The sequence below is a fragment of the Chengkuizengella sediminis genome (assembly GCF_010078385.1).
GTDB lineage: Bacteria > Bacillota > Bacilli > Paenibacillales > KCTC-33759 > Chengkuizengella > Chengkuizengella sediminis.
This window is the reverse complement of sequence record NZ_SIJC01000003.1, coordinates 236,621-257,419: the sequence shown is the minus strand read 5'-3', so window position 1 is coordinate 257,419 and position 20,799 is coordinate 236,621. Positions and strand designations below refer to the sequence as shown.

The 20,799-nt window shown below is 33.8% G+C and carries 8 protein-coding genes; all 8 read left to right on the top strand.

Annotated features, from left to right (window positions below; translation table 11 throughout):
* Window positions 1–3: 3 nt before the first annotated feature.
* Window positions 4–2,013 carry a DUF5693 family protein gene (locus tag EPK97_RS08355; RefSeq protein ID WP_162036164.1) on the top strand — a complete coding sequence of 670 codons (2,010 nt, stop codon included), beginning with the start codon at window positions 4–6 and terminating at the stop codon, window positions 2,011–2,013.
* The gene (csaB, locus tag EPK97_RS08350) at window positions 1,989–3,125 is read left to right on the top strand and encodes a polysaccharide pyruvyl transferase CsaB (RefSeq protein ID WP_162036163.1); all 1,137 of its coding nucleotides are present in this window, start codon (window positions 1,989–1,991) and stop codon (window positions 3,123–3,125) included. Before EPK97_RS08355 ends, csaB begins: the two co-directional genes overlap by 25 nt.
* Before the next feature lies 1 nt (window position 3,126).
* Window positions 3,127–3,888, top strand: a complete 762-nt coding sequence (locus tag EPK97_RS08345) for a WecB/TagA/CpsF family glycosyltransferase (RefSeq protein ID WP_162036162.1) — start codon at window positions 3,127–3,129, stop codon at window positions 3,886–3,888.
* Window positions 3,889–3,979: 91 nt separating this feature from the next.
* A complete protein-coding gene (locus EPK97_RS08340; protein WP_162036161.1) occupies window positions 3,980–5,080 on the top strand; it encodes an MraY family glycosyltransferase in 1,101 nt (366 codons plus the stop codon).
* Between the two features lie 575 nt (window positions 5,081–5,655).
* Window positions 5,656–9,720, top strand: coding sequence for an S-layer homology domain-containing protein (locus EPK97_RS08335; protein WP_162036160.1), 4,065 nt, complete (start codon window positions 5,656–5,658; stop codon window positions 9,718–9,720).
* A 349-nt stretch (window positions 9,721–10,069) separates the two neighbouring features.
* Window positions 10,070–12,862, top strand: coding sequence for an S-layer homology domain-containing protein (locus EPK97_RS08330; RefSeq protein ID WP_162036159.1), 2,793 nt, complete (start codon window positions 10,070–10,072; stop codon window positions 12,860–12,862).
* Between the two features lie 390 nt (window positions 12,863–13,252).
* Window positions 13,253–16,153, top strand: coding sequence for an Ig-like domain-containing domain (locus EPK97_RS08325; protein ID WP_162036158.1), 2,901 nt, complete (start codon window positions 13,253–13,255; stop codon window positions 16,151–16,153).
* Window positions 16,154–16,755: 602 nt separating this feature from the next.
* A complete protein-coding gene (locus EPK97_RS08320; protein WP_162036157.1) occupies window positions 16,756–20,706 on the top strand; it encodes an S-layer homology domain-containing protein in 3,951 nt (1,316 codons plus the stop codon).
* The last annotated feature ends 93 nt before the right edge of the window (window positions 20,707–20,799 follow it).

Genomic DNA, 20,799 nt, shown 5'->3' with positions numbered 1-20,799 from the left:
TCATTGCTAAAAACACTTACAAATATGAACCCTTTCATGAACAAAGTTCTTTGGATTCTTGTGGTGATCGGTATGATTGCCGCAGTTCCATTGGGAATGATTCGTTATACAGCAGAAAATACGTCCAATCAAGTTGAAATTGTTTTAGATTACAAAGACATATTACATATAGCAGAATACGAACCTAACCCTCAAAGTTTTATTGAAGAGCAATTAACACAGATCAAAGAAGCGGGTATAACATCCCTCGCAGTATTTGAAAGTAACTTAGAAGACTTAGAGTCGAACGGGCGAGTGGAGTTGTTTTCCTCTTATGAAGCATCATTAATTGAAGGGGTTCAACCAGACCCGAATGAAAACTTCACCTATGTTTTGTTTCCTGATATAGTCACAGACATTAAAATACGTCCAATAATTGAACAAGCTTTTAGACAGTTGGATATTAACGTGCTTGATTGGAACCTTCTTGATCAAACAGGTATGGTGATTGAATCTCCAAAAGCAACTGCCATCATTGAACCGATGGATCCAGATCCGATGATCATGGACGAATTAATCAAAGCTGGATTTCAAATTGTTGTACGTATTTCAGATAATCGACCATATGATCCTGTACATATGGAAAAATTGATGGATCAGTTTAGCAAACAGGGCGTGTTCAGAATTATTTTTACAGGTGATGCGGTTACTGGTTATGAGGAAGAATTAAACCAAGGTTCATTAACACATATGTCTGAACTTATGAACAAGCACTATATAGGATTTGCAATAAACGAGTTTTCTGCCAAAGAAAAAGGCTTGAATCAATTAGCTTATTTAACAGATTATAATGTGGTACGTCTTCATTCTATATTAGATGCAGAATCCGTGTTCTCTCCTACTAAATTATCTGATCGGCTTGTATTAGCCGTTACGGATCGAAATATTCGAATGATTTATTTAAATGTGAATATACAAAAAGACGAGATGAAAGCGGAAGTTGTCAATTCACTTGGCAATATTTATGAGAGTTTAACAGGACCTGACGGAGCTATCGAACGTATTCAGAACGAAGGTTTTCAAATTGGCATCGCTGGACCGTTTGAATATGGAAATGCAGACTGGCAAAAATTCGCAAAGCTTATCTTGTGGGTTGGAGCGGTTGCACTCATCGCAATAACGATATCAAGGTTTGTACCTATCTTGCTTACACCGATTTTTGTATTGGGTATGATAGGTTCTGCTGGACTATTTGTTTTAAACTCATCCCTTTTATTACAGGCAGCAGCGTTAGGTGCAGCAATTTCAGCACCAACTTTAGGTATTATTACAGTCATACAACAATTAAGAAAAGAATCTTTGCAGGTCGTTTCACCCATTAAATCAACTATTCTTTTATTTATTTCGGCAACAGGAATTTCACTTATCGGAGCTTTTTATGTTGTCGGACTACTGAATGCTGCTACTTATATGCTCGTTTTAGAACAGTTTAGAGGAGTAAGCGTGCTTCACCTTGCACCTATCTTTTTGGCTTTTGTATATTATGTGTTTTATGGAAAAGAAGGTGGTTTACGAAATGTTTTAAAGCAAGTTAAGAAGTTATTTATGATGGATTTAAAAGTAGGTTATGTGATTATAGCAGTATTCCTTTTGGGAACTGCATTTTATTACTTAACTAGAACAGGAAATAGTGGACAAGTTTCCTCCATTGAATTAGTTTTTAGATATTTTCTAGAAAATGTACTTGGAGTAAGACCTCGATTAAAGGAATTTGGCTTAGGTCATCCAATGTTATTACTGGGTTTATATTTTGCTTTAAAATACCGAAAAGGGCTATTTCTACTCATTATTGGAGTCATTGGACAGTTATCGATCGTGGATACTTTTGCTCATTTACATACACCTATGCTGATTTCAAGTATTCGTGTTTTATATGGTTTAATATTTGGCGTAATGATCGGTTTAATATTGATTATAATTTGGGAAATGCTAGTAAGGGGTTGGAAAAAGTGGAGTCCTCTGTTAGACGATTAGTCATCTCAGGATATTATGGATTTAATAATAGCGGGGACGAAGCGGTATTATGTTCCATTTTAGCAGCATTAAGAAACCAAACAGCTCAAACTAATGTTCAAATTGAACCGATTGTATTATCTGCTAATCCAGTTCAGACAACACAAATGTACGGTGTACAAGCTGTGCATCGCATGAAACTGAAAGAAGTATATGCCGCAATTCGAAAAAGTGACGGACTGATTAGTGGTGGAGGAAGTTTGCTTCAAGATGTTACAAGTAACAAAACGATTCCTTATTATCTGGGCATTCTCAAACTAGCGCAATGGTTAGGAAAACCAACTTTTATTTATGCTCAAGGCATCGGTCCAATCCAAAAGCCAATATTTCATAAAAGGGTGAACAAAGTTTTTGAGCGTTGTCATTATATTTCTGTTCGCGATACTGCGTCCTATGCACTTTTAAAGGAGATGGGCTTGAATGATTCACAAATAGATCAAGTTCCAGATCCAGTCATGGGCATGTCAGTTCCATTACAACAAGAAAATAATAAGGTTTTTTCTAGTGATAATCAGCCAAAAGTGATCGGTGTTTCTGTCCGTTTTTGGAATAAGGAACGATCAGAATTAAATAAAATTGCAAAGGCAATTAAGTTACTTCGTGAAAAAGAAAATGTAATCATCAAAATGCTTCCATTTCATATGCCACATGATCTGGAAGCCTCTCTCTATATCCTTCATCAAATGGGGTTATCTGAAAAAGAATTACCTGAAGATATTCAAATTCTCTCTGGAGATAATCCAACTGAGATGTTCAAAGAGGTAAGTACATGTGATGTGTTAATCGGAATGAGATTACATTCATTGATTTATGCAGCGAATAATTACGTTCCGTTGGTTGGTATTTCTTATGATCCAAAGATTGATCTATTTTTAGAGCAGATACAAATGACACCTGTGGGTAGTACAGAGCAGCTAGATGAAAATCAAATCGTTGAAAATGTACAAAAGCTTATGTTAGAATATGAAGGTTGGTTATTAGCAAAAAAACCTCTAATTAACAATTTAAAGGAAATGTCCCAAAAACCAGCGCAACATATTGGCAATTTCTACGTATATAAAGATGGTGAGTGAAATGGATAAAACTCAAACAAAATTTCCAACTGTAACCATGTATGGGATTGACGTTTCCAAGATGAACATGAAAGAAACTGTTCAGCATCTAACAGAAGCCATACAACATAAAAAAACACATCAAGTCATAACTGCGAATCCAATCATGTTCATGGCAGCTTTAAATGATGCAACATTTGCAAAAGCAATGCAAAGTGCAGAATTGGTAGTACCTGATGGCACAGGGCTAGTATGGGCAGCAGATTATATTGGTCAGCCAGTTAAGGAAAGAGTACCAGGGTTTGACTTAATGTTTGAATTGCTAAAAGTTGCAAATGAAAAACAATGGAAAGTGTATATGTTAGGAACAACGGCTGAAGTAATTCAAGGAAGTTCAGCGAAGTTGAAAATGCAATTTCCTAATGTACAATTCGTAGGTGCTCGTGACGGGTATTTTTCGGAAAACGAAGATATGCAAGTGATTGAAGACATTCTTAAGCTTTCACCGGATCTCTTGTTTGTTGCTAGATCTGTTGACACGCAGGAGCCGTGGATATATAAATATAAACATAAACTAGATATTCCTGTTATGATGGGTGTAGGTGGATCTTTTGATATTATTGCTGGCAAGCTTAAACGTGCGCCAAAATGGATGCAGAAGCTTAGGTTAGAATGGTTTTATCGATTGTTGCAACAGCCTTCCCGTTATAAAAGGATGCTAGATTTACCTAAATTTGTTTTTAGAGTGAAAAAAGATAAACATATCATAACAGAAAAAAGATAGACTCTCTTATAGAGGTTGTTCAAAAAGTCCAATTTTGAACTTTTTGAACACAACTTATATGGATAAGGGAGAGAGGAGGAAATACCAACCTATGGTTTACATTTTTGCAACAGCATTAGTCATTGCCATCGTACTATCCTTTGTAATGACACCCTTTGTTAGGAAATTTGCAATTTTGGTTGGAGCGGTAGATCAACCGAATCAACGAAAGGTACATACATCCTTAATGCCACGTTTAGGTGGATTGGCTATATATAGTGCTTTTGTGATGACCTTAGCAATCATGTTGCCTATTTTAGTGAAAATGGGTGTAAATGTGCAGTTTAATGCTGTTTTTGCGATTTTAATTGGCGGATCGATTATCGTTTTAGTTGGAGCCTTTGATGACAAGATAGAAATATCTCCAAAGGTAAAGCTATTAGGACAAATCATTGCAGCGTGTATCGTTGTTTTTGTTTTTGATTTAAAAGTATCTTTTCTTACATTGCCTTTTGGGGAAGCGTATAACATTAACGGCTGGCTCAGTACCTTTATCACATTATTTTGGATCGTCGGTGTGACAAATGCGATTAATTTAATTGATGGTTTAGATGGATTAGCCGCAGGTGTTTCAGCGATTGCAACAGCTACATTATTAGTGTTAGCGATCATGATGGGGAACGTAACAGTTATCATCTTAAGCTGTTTATTACTTGGAAGTATTTTAGGATTTTTATATTTTAACTTTCATCCCGCAAAAATCTTTATGGGGGATTCAGGTTCGTTGTTTTTAGGGTTTGCTTTAGCTACTTTATCCATCTTAGGTTTTAAGCAAGCAGCAATTGTATCCTTTATTGTTCCATTAATAATTTTAGGTGTACCATTATCTGATACCTTTTTCGCGATCGTAAGAAGAATCGTGAAAAAAGCACCCATCTCTATGGCTGATAAAAGTCACTTACACCACTGCTTGTTGCAAGTTGGTTTAACACATCGTCAAACTGTACTTGCCATCTATGGTATTGCGATTACATTTGGTTTTAGTGCAATCATTTTATCACAAGCAAGTTTATGGATTCTTATATTGACCGCAGTTGTGTCCATTTTGTTGATTATGGCTGCTCAGAAATTAGGACTCATTCAAAAAAGAGAAAAAACAGTGTTTCGTTCTGTTGTTAATATGACCACTCAACTCCTAGGATTAAAATCTTAGAGAGGAAGTTTTAAAAGTACCCCATTTTGTCAGCACAGGAAGTGCTGATCCTACGTTGGTCACATGGATGTGACTGGTTTTAAGTAGGGATCACGAAGCAATTTCTGAGGGTTTAATCGACATCGAATCTTGTGCTCACCTTTGAAGTCCGGTACTCATGTAGCAATCTACACTTGCTATACCCCAAAAAGTGATGAGTTGCTCTGAAGCGTAATCCTATTACTTTTCGGGGATCCCGAAAAACAGTGGTTCTAAAGGGTTGACATAACCTTCTCGGTGCTAAAGAGGGAACTTTTTAAACAATTATTGTAATTGGAAGTTTATCAGTACAGAATGTGATTAATTTACAATTAAATTATCATAGAAATTTAATTAAAGGGTATAGGTTTTGGCTTTTACCAAGCCATCATCTCTACCTTTTTTTAATATGATCATTCTTCCACCATCTTAAGATGATTCTAGTTTAATTTTACTGTGTTCACTAAATTTTTTTACCATTTTACCGATATACATAGTATAAATGTGTTTTGTCACATGTAAATTGTACGAGCTACTTAAAAGGAGAGAGAAACCAGATGAAATCAATTAAACGTTCGTTAAGTATTATCATGATTTTTGCCATGTTAATTGCTTTGCTTCCACCGCTTGGAAGTACATCATATGCAGCAGTTAATTTGGAGATTCAAGGGTACCCAACATCAGATGAAAGGCCATCCAACCCTTATTCAACGATACAAGAGTTGATAGAACTTAGAGTAGGTTATACACAAATAGATGACTCGGATTTATCTGATTTATATTATGTCATAGAAGAAGTGAATACAGGTGTTTCTAATGAAGTGAAGAACAATCCTCCTGAAGTAGATGGTGTGGGATTTGTTAAATTTAGCGATATTCAATTATACGAGGGTTTAAATAAGATCACAGTTAAACTGGATTCAGGAACAAACCCACAATCATTACCTGCATGGATAAATTACACAGAGATAACGACCGTAAACGAGTTGACGATAGATGAAAGACAATTCATAAACGGTATGATAGTACCACTAGAGAATCGAGCTTCTAATGATAATACGATTTTTATTGAAGGGATTGCACCAAACGCTACTTCACTATTCGGTTATACGACGTTAGATCCTTTAGGTGTATATGCTAGCTTTTTCCGTTCAGGAACAGGTCAATTTTCATTTTCTGCGGGAGAAGATGAGAGTGAGGATTTACATTTAAGACCTGGTGACAATGAATTAAAAATACTTGCTTCAAGTGCAGATACAACATATAACACAAAAAGAACATTTGTTTTTAATAATGGAGATAACTTCGTATATAACACTGAGGTATCTGCAGCATCAAATCTAAACGCTCCTACAGAATCCATGTTATTCAAGCAACCGACCTTTAGCGCAAGTACCAGTGCAGATACATATACAATTAATTTTTCAACAGATATAAAAATAAATAGAAATGATTCTAGTCCAACACATGATAAATTAAACATTGAAATTGATGGTACTGATGAAACACATGAAGTGGCTTTAAGCATTGATGAAAGTCTTCTAACATATAGTTACTCTATTGATGGCGGTGCTGCTGTCCCAATTTCAGATGATGATATTGAAATTGAAGATGAATATTACCTAATTAAAAACATAGAAATTAACGGTATATTCCTTGATCACGGTGAAAATGAACAAACATTAACAGCAACATTTCTTCCGAGTCAGACTGGATATTCACAAAATGTCTTGGACTTCATTTTTTATTTTATAAACGAGGAACAGCCTTTTGTAAAAGAAGTATATGAAACAATTTCATCTACTAAGTTATTTAGCGGAATAGAAATCACTGTTTTAACGGAATCTCTTTTATTGGATGTTGTTACTGAAAAAGAAGCAAGTGGTGTGAAGGTATATAGTGTAGATTCTTTTGGCCATGAAATATTATTAACTAGTTCTTCTACAGAATCTCAAAATACTGAGCAAGGTAATCCACCTGTAACCATTAGATATACTGTAACCTTAGACAAGGAAGATTTGCCTGAAGGTAGAAGCACTTTAAAATTTGTCCCATATCAGGAAGATGATCAGGGAGTTCAAACTGACTTTGAAGTGGGTTCTAAGGAGTTTGAAATTAATTATAATCCATCTCCTTACGTTTACTTAACTAATATTTCTAAAGCACAGGATTTTAGTTCAATTAATGAGCCAAGTGGTATTGACTCAGATGGTGATAGTTTTACAGGACCAATATTTCAAATCAAACCAGTGAATATTCCAGAAAGTCAGTGGGGAGATATTAGAATTATATTTAACGATCATGTGGATAAAATAAGGGAAATTGATGAACACGATGTTAGTGGTAACTTTGAAGAATTTCGCTTTTATTTTGGATCAGCGGATAAAACAAATGATGATGCAGATATAAGCGATAATTTACGTGAGGATTGGCAATTGCAAAATGGACTAAATGAACTTCTCATAGAGGTATATCCAGAAGGCACTTTGAATGACACCGATCCAGATGTTGATCCAGGTACCGACCCAGGTTTAACCGAACCAATTACTACATTTAAATATGAAATGTTTTATTATACTTCTGAATTGCCTGAGGTTCTATTATTAGAAGTGGATGAAGATTTCTTAGATGATTATAACTATGTTCAAGAAAGCAACTATCGTTATTATACACAAGAAACAAAGCTTCAATTTAAAAGTTCAGTTGCAAGTGCTAATGAAGTTGAGTTTAGATTTAGTGGTATAAACGAAGATGGAGATTATGAGCAGCATAGAGAGTTATATTTATGGGATGATAATAATTTTGTGAGAATGTCCGAAAGTGCTTATGAGGCAAAATACGGTACGGAGCAAGAAGTAGGGTATAAATATGTGGACTTGATCGATGAGGATGGCATTAGCGAAGATTCTATTCCTCCTGGCTCTACAAGTGGTTGGGCTACGTTCACCTCTGAAATACTTGATCTTGAAGGAACGGGAACTTTCGCTGTAGAAGTAATTTCAAGAAACGGTAATGGATTAATAAATACAAGAACGATTGAAATTGGAAGAGACCCTGCTACCTTTGTGGTTCATTATCCAACTATTGATCCTGTAACCAAAACTGGTTTTGTAAATGGGAATTATACAAGAATTTATGTAGAAGCTGAAAATGCAGATAAAATTATCTATGATAAGAAAAAAGAAGTGACAAAAACAGAAGTTATTGAGTTAGATGGGGAAGATTATGATTTATTCGTATTTGAAATTAATGATTTGAAAAATGGAGATAATAAAATCAAGTTTACTGTCGTTAGAGGTACACAGGAAGATGAAGCAGAAATTATGTTAATAAATGCAGATACACCTGTGCCTGGGGCAGAGCACAAAGAAAGTATCTCTAAACGAAAAATTGACGCATTTGATAAATCAGTTGAGTTGTCTTTTTCTAAAGGGACCATTTTACTTCAAAATGAAGCAACGGGAGTACAAGCTCTATCTCCAACCAGAGATATCCTATTAGCTATTGCAGATCCAGATGATGGTAGGGTAAATAAAGTATTACATCCATTTTTCGGAGAGAATTCCAAATTTAATAATGTGAGTGACAACTTTGTTAGAATATTTGAAGATCCTGCAGAAAGATTTAGAACTATTAGCGACTTATACTGGATTGATGGAGGTATGGTTTCTTCAATAGAAGATCAGCAAGAAATATTATACGGTAGCGGTATTTATCCATATGAGGATGGACAAGAATTTTATGATCGAGATGTTTCAGAAATTGATGAGCAATATATTCCATCAAATCCGGGTGAATTAACATTAAAGTATGATCCAAATGTAGTACAGTCTGCATGGAGATATGTGACAGTATTCCATTATGGTTATAATGTTGATTATTTAGATAACGAGTCATACGAGTGGATTAATCTTGGAGGTGTTGTTGATCAAAAGAAAAACACGATCACAGTACCATTTACTGAATTTGGGTATTATGTTGTTATGTACATGAACGAATCTTTTGATGATGTCATCGGACATCCTTGGGCCAAAAATGATTTAGATACTCTATATTCAAAAGGAATTATGAACAATAGAGCTTCAAGTACCCAACTTTTTGAACCTGATGAACCGATCAGTAGAGGAGAGTTCACTTCTTTAATTGTAAAAGCATTTGATCTTCCTTTAAATTATGAAGGTGACCGAACGTTTGCAGATGTTAATAATAGAACCTCATCTTCAGATGGGTTATATGAATATAAGTATATTGAAACTGCAGCAAGAGCCGGAATTGTAAGAGGTAAAATAGATGATCAATTTTTACCTGATTTAAATCTGACTCGTGAAGATGCAGCAACAATTATCGCAAGAGCAGCTAACTTAAGGTTAGATACAAATGAGATTAAAGTAAATAATGCTTTGAATAAAGTATTTATTGATGCTGAGGATATTAACAACTATGCTAGAGCTTCTGTATTGGGTGTTTACAAAGAAGAAATTATCCAAGGTAAGCAAGTCATATCTGATTCAAATGCAAAAGAAACCTATTACTTTGATCCACAAGCAAACATGACTCGTGCTGAAGCTGCAGCCATTGTTATGCGCATCTTATTAAACGAAAAGAAAATACCGAACTTATAAAGACATTACCATATATATTGTTCCAATAAGCAAAGCACTTATTCATGGTGCTTTGTTTTTTTGCACTTTAAGTTATAAATATTTAAGTGAAAATTATAAGTAACTTTATTCCTTGGTAAAGTTTTTCTTTATTTTATTCACTTTTTGGTTAATTTACTGGAAAATCTTTATCAATGACTTCGTGAATAATTTAAGATATACTGATTTCTGTAGCCGATTGATAGATGGCAATACACTAGACTTGATAGATTGTATAGCACACTACAATATATCAATGTGTATTCGTATCAATCATTTTTCTACTTACTCAATTTTTTAGCTCACACTCTGGAAAGGGGGTGCATCTTGAATGAGGATAACGAGCTCACATGATTTAATGTCACATGACAGTAAATTAAATAACCAAACAAAAAAACAACATCCAGGAGGAGACATAAAGGTTATGAAAAAGAGTTTATCATTATTAGTTGCAATCGCTATGGTGTTCTCAATGTTCGCATCTGTGGCATCAGCGGAAGAAATGACAACTGAACAAAAGTTTGACGAATTAAAAGAAATAGGTATTTTTGATGGATATTTAGATGGTTTGCCTCACCTTGAAGACAACATGACTCGTGAGCAAGCTGCAAAAATTATTGCTTTAGTATTTGGACTTGACATTGATAAATCAGCAGAGTCTACATTTTCTGATGTAACTTCTGATCGCTGGTCAACTGAATATATCGAAGCATCTGTAAAAGTTGGAATTATCGAAGGAATGGGCGATGGTACTTTTGCTCCTAAAGCAAATGTAACGATCGAAGAATTCGCTAAAATGTTAGCTGTAGGTTATGCTAACCTTACAAGTGTTGAACTTGACGAAGAAGCAACTGTAGATAACGAAAACATTAGTGAATGGGCACAACATTATATTGCAGCTGCATTAGATTTAGGTTTAATCGCTGAATATGAAGATTACACAATTGACGCAGATCGTACTTTCTTAGTAGATTCTGCTTACACAACTTATGCTAATGTTGTTGAATTCAATAGTGTATTAAATGTAGTATCTGTTACAGCAGATAACTTACGTGAAATGACAATTGAATATAATATTGCATTAGACGAAGAAACAGCTGAAGATACAAGTAACTATGATCTTTCAGATTCTGCTGATGTTTCAAAAGCAGTATTACAAGAAGATGGTAAAACAGTAGTATTAACAGTCGGAGATGTTGAAAACCAAACAACTTATACACTTGAAATTGACGGTGTAATGAGTGCTAGTGGTAAAACATTAGTAGATTACTCTACTGATATCAAAGTATTTGATGCAGATTTACCAGTAGTTGAAGGAATTGAATTTACAGGTCCTAAATCTTTCGTAGTAACATTCAACGAACCAGTTGAATCAGCTGCAAAAGGAAATGTAACTGTAAAAGAAGGTTCTAGAAGCTTAGCTGTTAAAAATGCAGTTATTGATACTAATAACGAAAGAGAAGTAAACGTAGAACTTCATTCTACTTTAGATGATGCAACTGATTATGAAATCACAATCTCTAATGTAAAAGACTTCGCAGGTTATGTTAATGTGAGTTACAAAGAAGTTTTCACTTATGAAGAAAATACAACAGCACCAACAGCTACAATCGTTGATGCTGACCAACAAGTAATTGAAGTTAAGTTTGATAAGCCAGTTAGTGGTTTAACAGTGGATCATTTCTTCCATACGTATACTTCTTGGGAAGCTGCGGGAATCTTTACTGATTCAGCATTAACAGAAGACGCTACAGGTGAAAAAGTAACAACTGTATTTGTACAGTTTGATGAAGATCACGCTTTACCATCTGGTGACGTTGAGTTTACGATCCTAGGTAAACATGGTGATGATGAAATCACTGATAACTGGGGTAACGTATTTGAAGAAACAACTTATGTATTAAATGTTGTTGCAGATCGCGAAGCTCCAACTGTAACAGATGTAGAAGTTGTATCAGGTACTGAAATTAAAGTAACTTTTAGTGAAGCAATCGCTAACTTAGAAGATGGAACTTATACTTTATTAGATGAAGATGGCGAAGAGTTAGATGTTAACATCACTGTAAATCCTGCAACTGATAAAGAATCTGTATCATTAACAGTTGTTGATAGCTTAGAAGGTGAAACAGTAACTTTAGAAATTTCTGATCTTGTAGACAACACTTTATACGAGAACGAAATGGAAAAATACTCTCAAGAATTAACATTTGATGATTCAACATTCTCTGGAATCAATCGTGTTGAATTAGTTGACAATAACTTACTTTATGTTATTTATAACGAAGAAGTAACAGATTCTGCAATTGATGCTGATAACTATCGTTACCAAAATGATGGTGGTGAAATCAAGAAATTCAAAGGTGAATTTGATTTCTTCTACAATGAAAAAACAGTTAGAATCGAACTTCATGAAGATGATAATGTTGAGATTGGTTCAAATGTTCTAGTTTCTAAAATAGAAGATGTAAATGGAAACAGCCTTGATGAGTTCCAAGCTTCAAAAGCTGTAACTGGACAACAAGGTGCTAATGCAACAGAAGTTAAAGCGATTAGTAAAAGTGAAATTACTGTTCAATTTGACCAAGATCTTACAGAAGTAGCTCATGAAGATTTCATACTAGGTGAAACTGGTACTTTTGATGGTGTTGAAGTTGATTATAACGAAGAAGGTACTTTAATCACTTTAACTCTTGATGAAGCAAGTCAATTAACAGTAACTAACCCATCAACTACACTTAGCCTTAAAGAAACTGGATCTACAGTGAATGCTTTTGGTAAATATCCTGAAGTATTTAGTGAAAATATTCAGGATGGAATTGCTCCTGAATTAGTTGAAGATGCAGTAACAGTAGATGATAAAAATACAATTGTAATCCAATTTACTGAAGACATGGACACTAATGAATTGTATAAAGGATTCTTCGAAGTAAATGGCGAGACTCCATCTCAAGTAAGTATAAATGGTGAATTAATCACATTAATAGTTGCTGAGGATCTTGTAGAAGGTGAAGAATTAGAAATCACAATTAAAGAGAATAAACTAGCAGATATATCTGATAACTTCTTTGCAGGTGATGATTTAACTGTAGATGCAATTGATTTATTAGACAATAACCCACAATAAGTATTTATTCACATGAAAGTCCCATGTTTAACATGGGGCTTTTTTTGTTAACAAAAGAAATTATAAATTTTTTAAAATCAATATTTTTAAGAAAATCGATTTTAAAGATCTCTTATCATGGACAAATTTATTAAAAAATTATTTATTTTTTATTTAGTATCGCAACTTTTTCGAAACTTATGCGTTTAACTACTTGTATATTGTTTTATTACATAGATTTGAAAAGAATAATTCTCCAAAAAATAACTTTACGACAAGGCACCACCCATGTATAATATTTAGAGTGGTTAAACTTGTCTAGTAATTATTTACTAGTTTCTGTAACTTTTTGTTACAGACATTAAATATAAGACAATTTATAGCTCAACTCTAGGAAGGGGGTGAATCGACATGAGAGAAAAGAGCTCAAATGATTCAATAACTCAATCTAGTAAAACTAAACAAACAAACGTATTCCGAGGAGGAGAAACAAAGGTTATGAAAAAGAGTTTATCTATATTATTAGCGTTAGCTATGGTTTTCTCAATGTTCGCTTCTGTAGCAGCTGCTGAAGAAACTGAAATGACGGCTGAAGAGAAGTTTGATGCATTGAAAGAAAAAGGTATTTTTAATGGGTATGATGATGGTCTTCCACATTTAGAAGACAATATGACTCGTGAACAAGCAGCAAAAATTATTGCACTTGTTTTTGAACTAGACTTAGACACTCCAGAAGCTGCAACATTTTCTGATGTAGCTGCTGATCGTTGGTCTTACGAGTATGTAGAAGCAGCTGCTGCGGCAGAAATTATCAATGGTGTTTCTGAAGGAGTATTTGCTCCAACAGATAACGTAACTGTTGAACAATTTGCTAAAATGATCGCAGTTGGTTATGCAACTACAACTGAAATGGAAATCGATATGGATGCTACTACAGATAGTGAAAATGTAAGTGCTTGGGCTCAAGCATATGTAGCATTTGCACTTGAAGCAGGTTTAATAGCTGAGCAAGACGATTACACTGTTGATGCAATTCGTACGGTTTTAGTTGAAGGTGCTTATGTTGCTAATGCGAAAGTAGAAGAATTAGCTGAAGCAGCTAAGGAATTAAAAGTTGAGTCTATTACTGCTGACAGTCTTGTACAGGTAGTAATTGAATTCAATGCAGCTCTTGACGCAGAATCTGCAGAAGAAGAAGGAAATTATGATCTATCAGATTCTATCGATGTTGATGGTGCTGAATTACAAGAAGATGGTAAAACAGTTGTTTTAACTGTTGAAGAATTAGATAATCAAGATGAATATAAAATTGAAATTGATGGTGTAACAAGTGCGGGTGGAAACACATTAGAAGAATTCGAAGGATTATTCACTGCATTTGATGCTGATCTTCCAACTGTAGAGGGTCTTCAATTTACTGGACCGAAAAGTTTTACAGTGACTTTTAGTGAACCAATGGACCCTGAAGTAAATGGTGAAGTTGAGGTTAAAAAAGGGTCTAAGAAATTATCTGTAGATAAAAATGATACAAAAATTAGTGGTAATGAAGTATTTGTTGAACTTAACTCCTCTTTCAAAGATGGAGAAGAGTATTCAATTGCAATTAGTAAATATGAAGATTTTGCTGAATATGGAAACGTAAGTTATAAAGAGAACTTTGATTATGAAGATTCTAAAGAGGTTCCAACAGCTTCAATTGAAGATGTTACTCAAACAGTTGTAGAAGTTAAGTTTGATAAACCAGTATCTGGTGTGAATAAAGATGACTTTAATCATACATATACTGGATGGAAAGCTCTTTACATCACTGAAACTAAGGGAGAAGTCCCAGCTGATGTAGAAGCTTCACTGGATAATGTAACTACGTTATTTGTAGTATTTGATGACGGTGAAGATGATGGCTTCGATGGTGATCATGCGTTACCTTCAGGTACAGTTGAATTTACAATTGCTTCTGGGGAGATCGAAGACAACTGGGGTAATGAATTTGAGAAAACTACTTATGAACTTGAAGTAGCAGCAGATCGTGATGCTCCAACCGTAACAGGTGTGGAAGTTGAATCTGGTACATCAGTTGAAATTACATTTAACGAAAGTGTTAAAGTTGATTCAGATAACTATAAGTTTTTAGATAGTGATGGAGAAGAAGTTAATATTGACATTACTGCAGAAGGTTCAGATGATAACAAGACGGTAACGTTAACATTTGAAGACGATAATCAAGAAGGTGAAACTCTTACTTTAGTGATTTCTGACGTAGTAGACGATACTTTATATGAAAATGAAATGGAAGAGTATTCTGAAGAGTTGGTATTTGATGACTTAACATTTGATTTAGTAGACCGTGTTGAGTTCAAAGATGCAGAAGATGAAGATGTTTTTAATGAAGGTGACGATCTACTGTATATCATCTTTAATGAAGCTGTAAGTGATTCTGCTATTGATTCAGATAACTATCGTTTATATAACGGTACTACCTTAGCAAAACTTGAAGGTGAATTCGAATTCTTTGAAGAAGATCACATTATTCAAGTTGAGTTAACAAGTGATGATTTTGATAAATTAAACGGTGCTTATAATGAACTTGTACTATCTAATATTGAAGATGTAAATGGAAACGGCATGGACGATTTCCAAGTTGATGCTACTATAGTTGCTTTCGATAGTGAAGATACTCAAGCTGTAGCTGAAGTATCAGTAACTGGAAGTAATGAAGTTACTATCGAATTTGATCAAAGATTAGAAAACATTAATGAAACTGGGTTTTCTGTAACAGTATCTGGTAGTGCAGATGTTGTTATTGATGGAATTGAAGAAGACCTTAACGATGATGGGAACACAGTATTGAAACTAACTCTTGATAATGAAGATGATGATATTGAAATCCCTACAGATGCTAGTGGTGTTACGGTTGCATTTGATCGCGGTATTACAGACGTAGAAATAGCAAACATTTTTGGAGTGAAACCTAAAACATTCAATTATTCTGGTGCTGATATAGCAGACGGTTATGCTCCAGAATTAATTGATGAGCCAGTAGCAGTTACTGGAACAAACACAGTTACTATCGAATTTACTGAAAATATGGATTCTGATGAATTGTATAAAGGATTCTTCGAAGTAAATGACGAGACTCCAACTTCAGTTAGTGTAAGTGGTGCAGTAATCACCTTAACTGTTGCAGATGACGTTCTTGTAGATGGTGAAGATCTAGAAATCACTATTGATGAGGATAAACTTGCTGATGATTCAGGTAACTTCTTTGAAGGTGACGATGATATAACTCTTGAGGAGATCAACACAAATCCTTAATCAAAATTAAACATACTTTAACAAAAAGCCCCATGAAATTTCATGGGGCTTTTTTTGCTGTACCTATAGATAAAAGGACATTACTTAAAGCCAAACTTTACAAAAAAATAGCTTTAGTAATTCACATGATTTGCTTCAACTTTTTGATTATTTGGTAGTGGATAAATAAATATTAAATGCAACTTTTTTTAGCTACATATCGTTAACTTAATATGAAAATTATTTTTTAATAAAAACAGTTAAAATATATCTGTTAATTACGAACAGTTTTTGACATAACTAATTTTTACTAAATTATTATTTTTTTACTAAAAAAATTAAGAGAAATCCGAAACCTTTTAAGATCAGTAGTGTATAAGTATATAGATAAATAAATATACCTACGTGATGCGTATTTTTTTGGATTAATTATGTTTTAATGCTTCAGAAATATTAATGTTAATTAACAGTTTTCTGTAATATTTGTTACAGAGAAGTAATGATATAAATTCAGTTTCAATACTAGAAAGGGGGTAACTTATGTAAGAGAATCATTGATTTTAAATGAACTCTATATCGAACAATAATTTAAGACATAATTCTCAAGGAGGAGAAAAAAGGTTATGAAAAGAAGTTTATCTATATTACTATCTATAGCTATGGTCTTCTCAATGCTTACTTCAGTGGCCTTTGCTAAAGAAATGGATGCTGAAGATAAATATAATGAATTGGAAGACAAAGGTATTTTTAATGGTTATAGTGATGGCTTACCTCATTTAGAAGACAATATGACTCGTGAGCAAGCCGCTAAAATCATCGCATTAGTATTTGACTTAGATCTATCTGATATTCCTAATACACCAACATTTTCTGATGTGTATAAAGAACGTTGGTCTTATAAATATGTTGAAGCGTCAGTAGATGCAGGCATTATTGAGGGTATTGGTAATGGTAAATTTGCTCCGAAAGATAATGTAACACTTCAAGAATTTGCAAAAATGTTGGTTGAAGGTTATGTATTCTTAACAGACAAGGAATATGATGAGGATGGATCAGTTGATGATGCAGATGTTAGTGCTTGGGCGCAAGAATATGTTGCGGCAGCATTAAAATTAGGTCTAATTGGTGAGTATGATGATTACACTATAGATGCTGACCGCACATTCCTAGTAGAATCTGCTTATGTAAGTGTAGAGAAAGTAGAAGACTATAAAGAATCACAAAAGAAACTAGAAGTAGAGAATATTGACTCTGACAATCTTCGTGAAATCGTTATTGAATTTAATGGATTGTTAGATGAAGTAACAGCTGAAAACACAGATCATTATGATTTATCTGATGGTATTGATGTTGAAGGAGCTGAGCTACAAGAAGATGGTAAGACAATTGTATTAAAAGTAGAACCAATGGATAATCAAGAAGAGTATACACTTGAAATTGATGGAGTAATGAACATTGGTGGAAAAATCATTGAGGATTTCGAAGAAGAATTTAAACCATTTGATGGTGATTTGCCAGAAGTGGAAGGAATCGAATTTACAGGTCCTAAATCTTTTAAAATCACATTTAATGAACCAATCATGGATGATGAAAATCCAAAAGATGATTTTATAATTGATGATTCTAATGTTGTTGTTAAAAAAGGTTCAACAAAATTATCTGTAAGAGATGTAATTATTGATCAGAATAATGAACGTGTTGTGAATGTTGACCTTAATTCTAAATTAAAAGACGGTAATGAGTACACGATTACTGTTTCAAAAGTAGAGGACTTTGCAGGTTATTCAAATATTAGCTTTAAAGAATCTTATGATTATGAAGATTCAAAAGAAATACCAACTGCAGAAGTGATTAACGCAGATCAAAAAGTGATAGAAGTTGAGTTTGATAAACCTGTTAGTGGATTAACGCCTGATCATTTCTATCATACTTATAGATCTTGGAAAGCTGTAGAAATCTATGCAGATGAAAATAGAGAAAATGATATTGATGAAGATGAAAAAGTAACAACAGTATTTGTAGTATTTGCTGAAGAAACGGATGATGATAGACCATTACCATCAGGTGATGTAGAGTTTACAATCAAAGATGATGCAAATGATTCAGAAATTGTAGACAACTGGGGTAATGAATTTGAAACAACGACTTATGATATTGAGATTGAGTCGGATCGTGAAGCTCCAACTGTAATGGATGTGGAAGTGATCTCTGGTTCTGAAATTGAAGTATCTTTCAGTGAACGCATTAAAGAATTTGATGAAGATAATTTTGAATTCTTTGATGAAGATGGGGATGAACTAGATGTAGATCATGAAGTTGATCCAGGTAACAACAATGAATCCGTAATAATTGATTTTGACAATCAAGAAGGAAACACAATCATCTTAGAAATTTCTGATTTAGTAGATGATACGTTATATGAAAATGAAATGGAAAAATACTCAATTGAATTAGACGTAGATGATTTAACTTTTGCTGGTGTAAGTCGAGTAGAATTTGATGATAACGGAAGTAAGGATAGCGTATTATATATAATTTATAAAGAAGAAGTTAGTGAAACAGCAATTGATCCAGATAATTATCGTTTTTATGATGGAAATAAAACAACAAGAATTCATGGAGATTTTGAATTCTTCGAAAACGATAAAACAGTCATGATAGAATTAACTGAAGATGATCTTGCTGAGCTTGCAGATGCGGATAAGTTATTAATTTCCAATGTCGAGGACGTAAATGGAAATAAATACGATGGATTCCAGATATCAATAGATATTGATGAATTTGGTAATGTTAGAGCGAAAGTAGCTTTAAATGATGTTACAGCAATTAGTAGATCTGAAATTACAGTACAATTTGACCAAGAACTGACTTCAGTAAGTGAAGATGATTTTAAAGTAGAAGGTTCATTCATCGATGGTGATGGAGATATTGATGGATTAGACATCGAGTATAACGATGAAGGTACACTAGTAACACTATTCTTAGAAAATGAAATTGAAAATACTGGAGATAGTGCAGAAGATGATCTAGACATAAAAGTATCATTTGAAGCAGATGAAAGTGATCCAGATACGCATAACATTTTCAATTTAGCTCCAGAGCCATTTATAAATGGAAATGCAAGGGTTGCTGTAGATGGTATAGCTCCTGAAGTAGCATTTAGAACACTTGGAAGTGATAAAGTAGAAAACGTTTTTGCGATTGACGTTGATGGAAATAATAAAACAGACCATGTTATCATTGAATTCACGGAGCTTATAAGTGACAGTTCTATTTACAAGAAGAAGTTTAAATTTAATGATAGTGATTATAACGATATAATTAGAGCTTATGCAACGGATGATTATACAACAATACCTGCTGATCTTTCAGAAGGAAATGATACGGATGGTATCTATGTTGTAATCCGAGTTGAAGAGCAAAATAGTTCTGATTTAGATGTTGATTTAGAATTAAGTACTGTAAATGACTATGATATTGAAGACGTATATGGTAATATCCTTGAAGAAATTGATGATGTTGAAGTCATTAATATAGAGGATAATGATTTTGGGTTTACTGGATCTGTTTCTTTAGACAAAGCTAGCTATGAGATAGGCGAAACAGTTACTGTAACTGTAACAGACGCTGATGAGGACACTACTAACTCACAAGATCAAGTAAATGTAGCATTAGCAGGATCTGGAAATTCAATTCAAGTTACATTAACAGAAACAGATGATAACTCTGGAGTATTTTCAGGTACTGCAACATTAATTTCTAATGTTTCAAATAATAACGAAGTACAGGGGACTGTAGGTGGGACATTAACAGTTACTTATGAAGATGATTTAGATAGTTTTGGAAATACAAATGTTGATAGAACGGATGTAGCTAATGTTGTAGATGTTACTCCTGCTACTGTTCAAACAGTGGAATCATTTGATAATAATCTGAATGGCATAACTGATCAAATAGTCTTAACTTTTGATGAGAATGTGACTTCTGATGGGAGTGGATTTATTATTGAGGATATTAATGGCAACCCAATAGGGGTTACTGGGGGTATCTCGTCTACAAATACAATTACATTGACTTTAAATGAATTAGATGTCCTTACTGGTACTGCTGCATTAAATTATTATTACGTTGATGCAAGCGGAAACGCTGTTGATGCTTCAAATAACCAGCTAGGAAATATTGGATCAGACGGAAATGAAGTTGAGGTTGATGATAAGGCTGCTCCACTAATTATTAAAGTTGAAGCTGATCTTACGAATCAAGATTCTCCATTAACAGTAGTTACATTTAGTGAAATAGTATTTCCTAATGAGAGTGCAAGTCAAGGAAACTTTACTGAAGCTTTGTTTACTTATAATGATGTTAGTGTAAGTGGTTCGACTACTTTTGAATCAAATCAAGTAGCGGACAGTACTGCTAATGGCTTGCAAATAATTAATTTAAATGCTGATGTTAATCATGTTTTAGGAGATTCTGCTGACACTGTAGATATTGCTGATGATTCAATTTATGATGCTTCAGGTAATGAGGTAATAAGTAATCCAACAAATATTCAAGATAATAATGGAATCTAAAATAATAATAAAGTCAAGGAGAAGTCCTAATGTTTAGGGCTTCTCTTTATTTTTGAATGTTTAAGAGTTATATTATTGTTATTGATATAATAC

What these genes read in the sequence shown, in the direction of transcription:
- EPK97_RS08345 (WP_162036162.1), top strand. Translation starts at nt 3,127, where the DNA reads ATGGATAAAACTCAAACAAAATTTCCAACTGTAACCATGTATGGGATT.
- EPK97_RS08340 (WP_162036161.1), top strand. Translation starts at nt 3,980, where the DNA reads ATGGTTTACATTTTTGCAACAGCATTAGTCATTGCCATCGTACTATCC.
- EPK97_RS08335 (WP_162036160.1), top strand. Translation starts at nt 5,656, where the DNA reads ATGAAATCAATTAAACGTTCGTTAAGTATTATCATGATTTTTGCCATG.
- EPK97_RS08330 (WP_162036159.1), top strand. Translation starts at nt 10,070, where the DNA reads ATGAGGATAACGAGCTCACATGATTTAATGTCACATGACAGTAAATTA.
- EPK97_RS08325 (WP_162036158.1), top strand. Translation starts at nt 13,253, where the DNA reads ATGAGAGAAAAGAGCTCAAATGATTCAATAACTCAATCTAGTAAAACT.
- EPK97_RS08320 (WP_162036157.1), top strand. Translation starts at nt 16,756, where the DNA reads ATGAAAAGAAGTTTATCTATATTACTATCTATAGCTATGGTCTTCTCA.